At 45.8% G+C, this 9,742-nt stretch carries 10 protein-coding genes and 1 riboswitch; of the genes, 9 read left to right on the top strand and 1 reads right to left on the bottom strand.

The annotated features are described in order from the left end of the window. Window positions 1-329: 329 nt before the first annotated feature. Window positions 330-529: riboswitch (cobalamin riboswitch) on the bottom strand. A 30-nt stretch (window positions 530-559) separates the two neighbouring features. From FLZ89_RS15655 to FLZ89_RS05505, 5 genes are all read left to right on the top strand, one after another. Further along, window positions 560-883, top strand: coding sequence for a hypothetical protein (locus FLZ89_RS15655; protein WP_172613462.1), 324 nt, complete (start codon window positions 560-562; stop codon window positions 881-883). A gap of 100 nt (window positions 884-983) precedes the next feature. Further along, window positions 984-1,448, top strand: coding sequence for a glycosyltransferase (locus tag FLZ89_RS05520; RefSeq protein ID WP_141304596.1), 465 nt, complete (start codon window positions 984-986; stop codon window positions 1,446-1,448). Further along, complete coding sequence (locus FLZ89_RS05515) at window positions 1,448-2,491, top strand: N-acetylneuraminate synthase family protein (RefSeq protein WP_141304595.1); 1,044 nt, start codon at window positions 1,448-1,450, stop codon at window positions 2,489-2,491. The genes FLZ89_RS05520 and FLZ89_RS05515 overlap by 1 nt, the downstream gene beginning before the upstream one ends. A gap of 595 nt (window positions 2,492-3,086) precedes the next feature. After that, window positions 3,087-4,334 carry a lipopolysaccharide biosynthesis protein gene (locus FLZ89_RS05510; RefSeq protein WP_172613461.1) on the top strand — a complete coding sequence of 416 codons (1,248 nt, stop codon included), beginning with the start codon at window positions 3,087-3,089 and terminating at the stop codon, window positions 4,332-4,334. 4 nt (window positions 4,335-4,338) lie between these two features. Beyond that, window positions 4,339-4,785, top strand: a complete 447-nt coding sequence (locus FLZ89_RS05505; protein WP_141304593.1) for a PHP domain-containing protein — start codon at window positions 4,339-4,341, stop codon at window positions 4,783-4,785. A gap of 98 nt (window positions 4,786-4,883) precedes the next feature. Here FLZ89_RS05505 and FLZ89_RS05500 read toward each other — a convergent pair. Further along, window positions 4,884-6,039, bottom strand: a protein-coding gene (locus FLZ89_RS05500) for an IS3 family transposase (protein WP_172613460.1) whose coding sequence is annotated in 2 segments (ribosomal slippage) — window positions 4,884-5,769 and window positions 5,768-6,039 — 1,158 coding nt in all. Because the reading frame shifts where the segments join, the coding sequence is not laid out codon by codon here. Between the two features lie 67 nt (window positions 6,040-6,106). Between FLZ89_RS05500 and FLZ89_RS05495 the strand changes: the two genes are divergently transcribed. Genes FLZ89_RS05495 through tnpA form a run of 4 tightly spaced genes read left to right on the top strand, consistent with a single transcriptional unit; the run spans window position 6,107 to window position 9,563 of the window. Continuing rightward, complete coding sequence (locus FLZ89_RS05495) at window positions 6,107-8,425, top strand: TrlF family AAA-like ATPase (protein ID WP_373995616.1); 2,319 nt, start codon at window positions 6,107-6,109, stop codon at window positions 8,423-8,425. Further along, window positions 8,418-8,846 carry a sugar phosphate nucleotidyltransferase gene (locus FLZ89_RS15925; protein WP_216363851.1) on the top strand — a complete coding sequence of 143 codons (429 nt, stop codon included), beginning with the start codon at window positions 8,418-8,420 and terminating at the stop codon, window positions 8,844-8,846. Before FLZ89_RS05495 ends, FLZ89_RS15925 begins: the two co-directional genes overlap by 8 nt. Then, window positions 8,804-9,088, top strand: a complete 285-nt coding sequence (locus FLZ89_RS15920; RefSeq protein ID WP_216363850.1) for a hypothetical protein — start codon at window positions 8,804-8,806, stop codon at window positions 9,086-9,088. The genes FLZ89_RS15925 and FLZ89_RS15920 overlap by 43 nt, the downstream gene beginning before the upstream one ends. Before the next feature lie 28 nt (window positions 9,089-9,116). Next, window positions 9,117-9,563, top strand: coding sequence for an IS200/IS605 family transposase (gene tnpA / locus FLZ89_RS05485; protein ID WP_141304590.1), 447 nt, complete (start codon window positions 9,117-9,119; stop codon window positions 9,561-9,563). Window positions 9,564-9,742 lie beyond the last annotated feature (179 nt).

Raw genomic sequence — 9,742 nt, 5'->3', positions numbered from 1 at the left:
CGTTAACCTTCGCCCCGCGCCCGCCCCATATACTCTACCATCCCTTGGCAGCCTGGGATTTCGCTGTGTTTCGCCAGCTCATCCGGATGGTCTAGCCTCCTATGGGGTTCTTGTTCATCGGGCCGTGACTTTGCCTCCGGCTTCCTCCGGATCCCACCTCGCGATGGGCACCCTTGCCTTTGGCTAGCAGACTCGTGCTGCCTCGCCTGCAGTGGACTTTCACCACCAAGTTAACGCCCATGCCGGGCGCACAAAAAAGTCCCCAGCCGTCTTCCGGCTGGGGACTTTACCATCATCCCCGGTTGCTTCTCCCCTTTCCTGGCGAAGGTGAGAGGTCACATGGACAGGCAGGTCTCCTGGCTCACGCTTCCTCGTTTGGCGATGCCTTCCCGGGAACTATCCCAGTGGCGTTATATCGCCAACTCCACGCTCACAGTGGCGGGACCGCGCCGGATCGCCGCCTGAAAAGACGGTTACCGGACTTCCCTATTCTCCCCCTCCCGGGGGCACCTGTCCATTTTTTCATATATGGTTGTCAATATTAATATAATCTACCACCGTGCTTTTGGCAAGCCCTGTTTCCGAAAGTAAGCCCGGGAAAGACTTCCCGGGGGAGGTAGCCGCACCGTGTTCGATTACCGGGCCGCCACGGGGCTGTGTTGTCCGTCTATTCCTGGCGGAAAAGACCGGTTCCGGCCGGGTTACCCTGGCTCACCATCCAATTTACCGCCAGTTCTCCCGGGGCGGTAACCCGTTTACCTTGTGCCACATCCAGGGCTGCCAGGCCGGTGTCGGGATAGGCGCTTTCGCCGTGCTGGGAAAGATCCAGGCCGGCTTCCTCTTCCTCGGCTGTGACCCGTCTGGCAATCCCAGGGCCTCATGAGCTTAACCGAACGCTATTCTTATCTTCGTCAAGCTTGGTGAACCGCCGGATGCAGACCGCATGTCCGGTGGTGTGAGAGGACGGGGGCCAGCCGCCCCATATTATAGTTGGCCCTGGAAACCCTAGGCTTAATAAGATCAAAGAAATTGTTCATAAAGTTAAAGAAAAATTTGAAAACATTGATGTTTATTTTCAAGTAGCACGAATATCTACCCTTATGCAACAGGCTGGTTTAGCAATTACTTCTAATGGTAGAACTGTGTTTGAATTAGCTTCATTGGGAGTACCAATGATTACTATCAGCCAAAATTCCAGGGAGATGGCTCATACATTTGCACGTATTAGCGGCGGTGCAGTTGATCTAGGTTTAGCCTCTGTAGTTAACGACCAGCAATTAGTTACAACAATATGTGATCTAATGAGTAATCGCAAAAGACGAGAAGAAATGCGCGCAAACCTCCTACGTTTTAATTTAAAAAATGGAATTGATAATGTAATACATGAGATACTCAGTATTTATGATAAATGGCGAATAAATAAACGTCAGGAGAAGGAGATTGAATAATGCCTGAAATTATTATTGCTGACCGTATTATTCGTTCTGGGGAACGTCCTTTTATTATTGCCGAGGCTGGTGTTAATTATGAAAATTGCATGAAAACAGCCGAGCTTATGATTAAAGAAGCGGCAAGTGCGGGCGCTGATGCAATAAAATTTCAAACATATAAAGCGGAGAAATTAGCTGTAGCGGATTCACCAGCATATTGGGCTGAAACTAAATCGCAACGGGAATTTTTTATGCAGTACGACCATTTTGGCCCGGATGAATATAGACACCTGGCAGAAGTATGTAGAGAAAATGGGATTATCTTCTTGTCCACCCCATTTGATGAAGAAACTGCCGATTTCCTTGAGCCGTTTATACCAGCTTATAAGATAGCCTCTGCCGATATAACGCATATTCAGTTTTTACGACATATTGCTAGCAAAAATAAACCTGTTATCTTATCAACAGGCGCTTCGACAATTAGTGAGATAGCTCGAGCTGTTGATGTTTTGGAAAATAATGGAGCCAGTCAGATAGCTCTTATGCACTGTATCTTGCATTATCCTACGGATTATTCAGAGGCAAACTTAAGATCGATTAAATACCTACAAAAAGTTTTTCCAGACTGCATAGTTGGTTATTCAGATCATACAAAACCAGATAAAGGTATGGCTATAGTTACTGCTGCTGCTGTTTTGGGAGCTTCTATAATCGAAAAGCATTTTACTTTGGATAAAACATTACTGGGGAATGATCATTATCATGCAATGGATCCTGATGATTTGGCACTTTTTGTGGAAAATGTAAAGAACATCTGGTTAGCACTAGGAACAGAAATGAGGAAAATCTTGCCCGGAGAAATGGAAGCACGCTGTTATGCGCGGAGAAGTTTAGTTGCTAAGACAAAGATCAAAAAAGGTCAGCAAATTACTGCTAACAACATTACAGCTAAAAGACCGGGCACAGGTATTTCCGCCGATAATTTTGACCTATTGATAGGACGCATGGCAAAAGTAGATATTGAAGCTGATAGTATTTTACAATGGGATATGTTTTTTTAAGCATAGTTATCAATCATCCGAATTAGAAATTTTCCTAGCGGTTAGAAAAGGATTATCCTATATGGAGTAATTTTTCCTACGTAAACTATTCCAGTGTTTAAATTCGTGAATGTTTTTAAACCTTTATCAGTAAGATCATCGTAATATCGAGTGGCCGGTATTTGATTGTTAATCCTTTTGTGGAGCTGGTGATAATTATACGTCAGAAACGATTAACCTTGTTTGTATGCGAGGGTGAACTGCGGCCTCCGGGGTTGCTTTGGCGCAAGTATGGGTACGGATCAAAGCTTTTGTATTTCCCAACGGCGTGGAGCTCATGCTCCTTGGCATCCCTGGTCTAACCTGTTATAAAGCGTAGGGCCTTAGGCGGTTGGCCATTAATGATGACGGCTTTATAAGCCATTACATTCTTAACTCGAAGTTGCCTTCTTTCTTAGCGATGCTTATTTTTAACTCAGATTTCTTATATTAAGGGAAGATGATGGCCTTTGTGAAATATTCGGGTGAAGCGCGATTATCTACGCTAACAGAGTTATTTTTTGCATTTATAAGCAGGGCCTGGCACTCTACCCTTTTTAGTAATGCGTTTTACTTGATGCTCAATACTGTAACTACTTCCCTGCTGGGTTTTGTATTCTGGAACATCATGGCCAGGTTTTTTCCCCCGGCAGAGGTGGGTATAGGTTCGGCTTTTATCGCTGCCTCGGGGTTGATCGGCTCATTGGCTAACCTGGGGCTGGGGGTGGGCCTGGTTCGGTTTATCCCTCAGGTTGAAGATAAAGCGGGCAAACTGATAAATACTTCTTTTACTCTGGTCGGGTGTATAACCCTTGGGGGCTCCCTTGTTTATTTACTCGGGTTGGGGCACTGGTCGCCTGCCCTGGGTTTCGTTGGGAAGAGCGTTTGGCTCGCGGGCTGTTTTGTTGTTTTTTCTATTGCTACCGCCTTATCTGCCCTCATTGATCAATCTCTCATTGCGGGGCGGGCGGCCGTCTATGTGTTCTGGAAAAATACTCTTGTCAGCTTGCTTAAGCTGCCCCTGCCGGTATTTGTTTTTGCTTTCCTGGCAGGTTTTGGTATCTTTACCGGCACGGGTGTTGCGGTGCTGGTGGGAAACATCCTGGCGTGGTACTTCTTTTTACCTTCTATTTATAAAGGGTACCGCCCGGGACCGGCGTGGGATAAGGAGCTATTAGCCCAGGTACTGCCGTATTCATCCGCCAATTACCTGGCCAATTTGTTAAACGGCGCTCCTTTTTTTATCTACCCCCTAATGGTGCTTAATACCCTGGGGCCGGAAAACAGCGCCTATTTTTATATCGCCTGGATGATGAACGGGGTTCTATCGGTTATTCCCTCGGGCCTGGCTTCTTCCCTTTTTGCTGAGGGGTCCCACGATCAGCGGCGGCTGGGAAGGGATGGCCGGCGTGCCCTGGGCATTGCCCTTTTGCTGTCAGTACCCGCGGTTGTAGCCATGATTATCCTCAGCAGATGGTTTTTACACTTTTTTGGCCCCGGATACGCGGAAAAAGGGACCGTGGTAATAAGGTTTTTAGCCTTGGCGGTTATCCCCCAGTGCGTGAACCAGCTTTATATCACCGTCAACCAGGTAAAGAAACGGGTGTTTTTGATTATTTGCCAGACTCTTTCCCTGGCCGTCCTGGCCCTTGGTTTAGGCGATTTAATGTTAGAGATATTCGGCTTAAACGGCATCGGTATAGCCTACTTCCTGGCCCATTTGGTGGTGGCTTTAGTGGTGGCCGCCCCTCTGTGGCGGGCTTTGCATGAAGGCGGGAAGTTTGTCATCACAGCATCCGGCGAGTCCGGAAATAATGGGGAGTGAAAGTATGAACGAATATGCATGGGTTGGTTCTCGCTGGTGGAAATTTGATTTTCACGCTCATACTCCGGCGTCCGAAGATTACGGGAAAGGACCAGACCAGTCTAATCTAAGACAACGGACACCGGAAGAGTGGTTACTGGACTATATGCGTGCGGGTATTGATTGTGTGGCTATTACCGACCATAATAGCGGGGCATGGATTGATCGCTTGAAGGAGTCATTGAAAACATTAGAGGAAGAAAATCATCCTGATTTTCGGCCTATTTATATATTCCCAGGTGTGGAATTGACAGTCAATGGAGGAGTTCATATCCTTGTTATCCTTGATCCTCAAAAAGGCACCTCGGATATCGATACGTTATTGGGAACCGCAAATTTTTTAGGAACTAAAGGCTCAAGTGACACATGTACACAGTCTGTAGTGCTCCCCGTTGTCAAGACATTTTTTTGAAAAAATTAAGCTATACTATCCTCCCTTCTTCTTTATTGCAAGTTGCCATATTTGTTGATAATTGCCATTTATCTATGGCTTTTACCTGTTATTAGTTGTTACATGGTGACTAATGTAGTCTCTGCAAGCTTGAGCTGACCGAAATATAAGTCTGCCGGTTTTTGGTGGTTAATGGCCTGGTGTGGCCTCTCAAAGTTGTATTCGTCAATATAGGTCCGTACCGCCCGGTATACTTCCCGGGGCTTCCGGTACTCTTCGTAATAGATTTTTTCCCACTTCAGATTCCTGAAAAACCGTTCTGTAATGGCATTGTCGGTTGCACGGCCTTTGCCGTCCATGCTGATCTGTATCCCGTTTCTTTTTAAAAGCTCAATGTACTCGCTGCAGGTAAAGTGGCTGCCCTGGTCGCTGTTAATGATTTCCGGCTTCCTCACTGCCAGCGCTTTCTTAAGCGCTCGCATTACAAATGACCGCTCCAGTGTTTGGGATAATTCCCAGCTCACTATATAGCGTGAATACCAGTCGATTATGGCTACCAGGTACATAAAACTGCCTTTCATCCGGATATAGGTGATGTCGATACCCCAGATGTGGTCGGGCCTTTCGGCCTTTACGCCCCTCAGCAGATAGGGATATGTATGGTTTTGATGATTTCGCTTGCTCAGGTTGGGACCTGGGCATAACCCGGCTATCCCCATCCGGCGCATTAGCCGCAGCACGCGCTTTTTATTGACTACATAGCCCATATCCCTTAACACTGCCCGGATCCGCCTGTAGCCGTAATGCGGCCAACGGGTGTAGATCTCGTCTATCTGGTGCATTAGCTCGATGTCTTTGTCTGCTTCCTCCGATGGCTTGTAGTATATGCTGGTGCGGTTGACGTCTAAAAGTTCCGCCTGCCTCTTTACTGAGATTTCGGGGTGATGACGCTCCACCATTTCACGTCTTTCGACGGCGCTCGTTGAGTTCAGCAGATTTTTTTTTCAACCAATTGACCTCTATGGTCAACTGGCCGATCTGCTTGATCAGTTCCTCCTTCTCGGCTTCATACTGCTTTCTCATCTTTTCCAGTTCGCTGGCGCCGCGGGTGAAAAGGGAAGGGAGGTTCTCTATGGCCTCAGCCTTCCATCGGTGTAGTTGGGTGGGGTGGACTTCGTATTGAGCAGCGATCTCGGCTACTGTCTTCTCCCCACGGAGCATTTCCAACACGATGTTTGCTTTTTGTTCAGCTGTAAATTTTTTTCTCTTTTCCATGTCACCATTATAGCTTAATTTTTTTGTTTTTGTGTCTTAACCTATGGGTCCATTATAGTCTTCCTTTATAGATATTGCTAAAAAAGTTGTAGAATTAGGCGGTATAGTTATTCCTGCCCACGTAGATCAATCAAAAGGAATATTCCATGAGTTTTCCGGCATTACACTTGAACAGATTTTAGATTCTAATTGCATATCCGCAATTGAGGTATATGATGCAAATTACTGCAAACCGCAGTTATACATTGATAAGAACCTTTGCTGGACGGAAGTACTTGGTTCGGATGCCCACCATCCCAGTGGCCCAAAATCTCCCGGTAGTCATTTTACTTGGGTTAAAATGGAAAAGCCAAGCCTTGAGGGGCTTCGGTTAGCTCTTCTAGACGGGCCGCTATCTGTTAAACGTTCTGATAACTTTTCCGGTAATCCTAATGACCATAGCCCTTTGTTTATTGAGGAAATTGAAGTATCCAATGCTAGATATATGGGACGAGGAGAGTCTTTTAAAGTCCGCTTTAATCCCTGGCTTAATGCAATTATCGGCGGCCGAGGTACTGGGAAATCTACATTGATCGAGTTCTTACGTTTAGCTCTACAGCGGAAACAGGAAATACCTGAAACTTTAAAGGGAGATTTTGAAAAGTATTATAAAGCATATCAGTCACGTGAGGAAGACGGGCTTTTAACTAATAATACCTTGATTAAGGTTCTCTACCAGAAGGATAAAACTCGTTTCCGAATCCAATGGAACCAAAATAATAACATTGCCTCGATTGAACAAGAGCAACAAGATGGAACCTGGGTAAATACCACAGGCGATATTATTCAACGGTTTCCAGTACGCATTTATAGTCAAAAACAAATCTTTGAATTGGCACGGGATCCACATTCACTATTAAAGATTATAGATGAAGCTCCAGAAGTAGATTATCATACCTGGGAAGAACAGTGGCGGGAAGAACGGACGCGATATCTCTCATTTTGCGCTCGGGCTCGGGAAATAGAAGCCGGCCTTGCTGGAGAAATACGACTTAAAGGGGAATTTGAAGATACTAAGCGTAAACTGGAATTGTTTGAGAAGTTGGGGCATGCAAATGTATTAAAAATATACCATCGGCGACTCCGCCAACGGCATGGACTTGAAAAGTGGGAGGAATCCTGGGCTAAAACAGGTAATTTAATTCGTTCAATTGCTCGGGAAATCATACCACCTCTAGTTGAGGACAATCTTTTTGAACCGGGAGATTCACTGGAAAGAAATATCCTTGATGAAATAGGGAAGATTTCAGAGCGTTTAAAGTCAATTGCTAATAAAGTTGAGGAACTTGCTGCAGAAGCTGATCGGATATGGAATGAATGGTTACAAATTAAAACAGGTTCAATATGGATGAAAAGCGTTGAAGAAGCCGAAGCGAAATACAAAGAATTAACTGATAAATTGAAAGAACAAGGAGTTAATAATCCAGACGATTATAGTATGCTCGTTAAAAGGCTTCAGGACCTAGAAGATCGTATTAAAGACATGGATTTACGCCGCCGAAATCTCGAGGATATACAGAACCAAAAGACTCAAAGTAAAGCCAGGTTAATAGAATTACGCAGGGAACTTACTGAACGTCGAAAAAGATTTTTAAATAATGTTTTACGTAACAATCCTTATGTACAAATTGAGGTGATTCCATATGCTGCTAAGGAAACAGTTGAGAAAGAACTACGTGAAATCCTTGGTCGTGAAAGTGGTTTCGAAAGAGACATTGGGAGTATAGACGGTGAAGGATTATTGGGCCAAATCTCCTGGGAAAATCCTGAGGCTGGTATCGAAATAATAAAAAATCAGATACGATGTATTGCCACCGGACAGGCCTGTGATTATGAGGCTAAAGACTCGCGTTTCGTCAATTATCTACAAAAACGTCCTCCAGAAACTTTCGATTATCTGGATTGCTGGTTCCCCGAAGATTCTTTGGAAGTACGTTATAGTACAACCTCGAATGGGAGCGATTTTCGCTCTATAAGGGAGGGCTCACCAGGCCAAAAAACGGCAGCATTATTGGCATTTTTGTTTTTGTATGGTGATGAACCGATTATACTTGATCAACCAGAAGATGATTTAGATAACCAGCTAATTTATAACCTTATCGTGACCCAGCTTAGAAAAATTAAGCCTAATCGCCAGGTTATTGTGGTTACTCATAATGCTAATATTGTAGTTAATGGCGATGCTGAATATGTTGTTTCATTATTTATGATAAATGGTCAGACTTATAAACGGTGCGAAGGAAGTCTCCAAAAAGAAAAGATACGGAATGAAATATGCGATATTATGGAAGGAGGGCGAGATGCATTTAAGCTTCGCTATCGGCGTATTACTATAGGGAATGAATGACAACCTCATCCAGGGCGGGGTTAGAAAAGCGGTGCAGGATTTTCTGGGCGATGGTTTCCCGGCCCTGATTATATTAAAAGAAGTGGCCGACCCGCTGGCTTTCGGCGTGGCGGTGTTGGACGGCGACAACCGGGTGGTGAGGCTGGTGGAAAAACCTAAAGATCCGCCGTCAAACCTGGCCCTGGTGGGCATCTACCTCTTTACCCCGGTCATCCACCGGGCCATTGAGGGCCTCAAACCCTCCTGGCGGGGAGAGCTGGAAATTACCGATGCCATCCAGGAGCTTCTGAACATGGGTTACAACGTGGCCGCCCGTAAGATTGAGGGTGGTGGCTGGATACGGGCAAGAAGGACGATATCCTGGAGGCCAACCGGGCGGTGCTGGATGCTTACGCCAGGCTGGATATCCAGGGCGAAGTAGATGCGGCAAGTCACTTAAGCGGCCGGTTGGAAATCGGCGCTGGCACGGTGGTGAAAAACAGCGTGTTCAGGGGACCGGCCATTATCGGCAGGGACTGCGTGGTGGAAAACTGCTTCATCGGCCCGTTTACCGCCGTGGGCGATAACTGCCGGCTTTATAGAGCCCGCCCCGAAAATCTACCCCCTTGTAGGGTAGGAAGAAGGGGGGCGCATTTGAGCGGTAAAATTAAACAAATCAACTAAACTTCCGTTCTTGTGATAAAATAAAATTATGAAAAGAAAAATTAACCATTGCGTGTACAACATCAACTACCATATCGTTTTTTGCCCCAAATATCGCCATAAAGTGATTAAGGATGATGTCGCGGAAGCAATTAAAGACGTTGTTCAAGAAATATGTGCTACTTACGGCTATGATCTAATCCAGATGGAAGCCATGCCGGACCACCTGCATATTTTTCTCTCCGCTCCTCCAACCGTGGCTCCAACAGAGATCGTCAAGCGGCTCAAAAGCATTACGGCCAACAGGATATTCGCCGCCTTTCCCGCCTTGAAAAAGAGATACTTCTGGGGCAGCGGTTTCTGGAGCAGGGGCTACTATATCGGTACTGCCGGTAATGTTAGCGCTGAAACTATTCGCAAATATATCGAAGCTCAAAAGTCCCACGCGAAGGAGGTGAAAAAAGCTGAGTCAGTTAAAACGCAATACCGCAGCTAAAAAGGGTAAAGGACAAAAGCAGGGTGACGTGCTGGTAGAAAAGCTCCCTCTTCGTCTTAAACCCCATGAGGAGGAACTGGCCAGAAGCCTGCAGAGAGAATCCGCTAAAGTTTGGAACACCGTCATGACCATCCACCGCTTATTCTGGTTTAAATACGGCATCTGGATAGACGAAGCCA

The sequence above is a fragment of the Moorella sp. E306M genome (genome assembly GCF_006538385.1).
In the GTDB taxonomy this organism is placed as follows: Bacteria; Bacillota; DSM-521; order Neomoorellales; family Neomoorellaceae; genus Neomoorella.
This window is presented reverse-complemented; position numbering and strand designations above follow the sequence as displayed.

Bases quoted from the DNA above. Each gene is read 5' to 3' on its own strand.
- FLZ89_RS05515 (WP_141304595.1), top strand. From the start codon at position 1,448: ATGCCTGAAATTATTATTGCTGACCGTATTATTCGTTCTGGGGAACGT.
- FLZ89_RS05510 (WP_172613461.1), top strand. From the start codon at position 3,087: ATGCTCAATACTGTAACTACTTCCCTGCTGGGTTTTGTATTCTGGAAC.
- FLZ89_RS05505 (WP_141304593.1), top strand. From the start codon at position 4,339: ATGAACGAATATGCATGGGTTGGTTCTCGCTGGTGGAAATTTGATTTT.
- FLZ89_RS15925 (WP_216363851.1), top strand. From the start codon at position 8,418: ATGAATGACAACCTCATCCAGGGCGGGGTTAGAAAAGCGGTGCAGGAT.
- tnpA (WP_141304590.1), top strand. From the start codon at position 9,117: ATGAAAAGAAAAATTAACCATTGCGTGTACAACATCAACTACCATATC.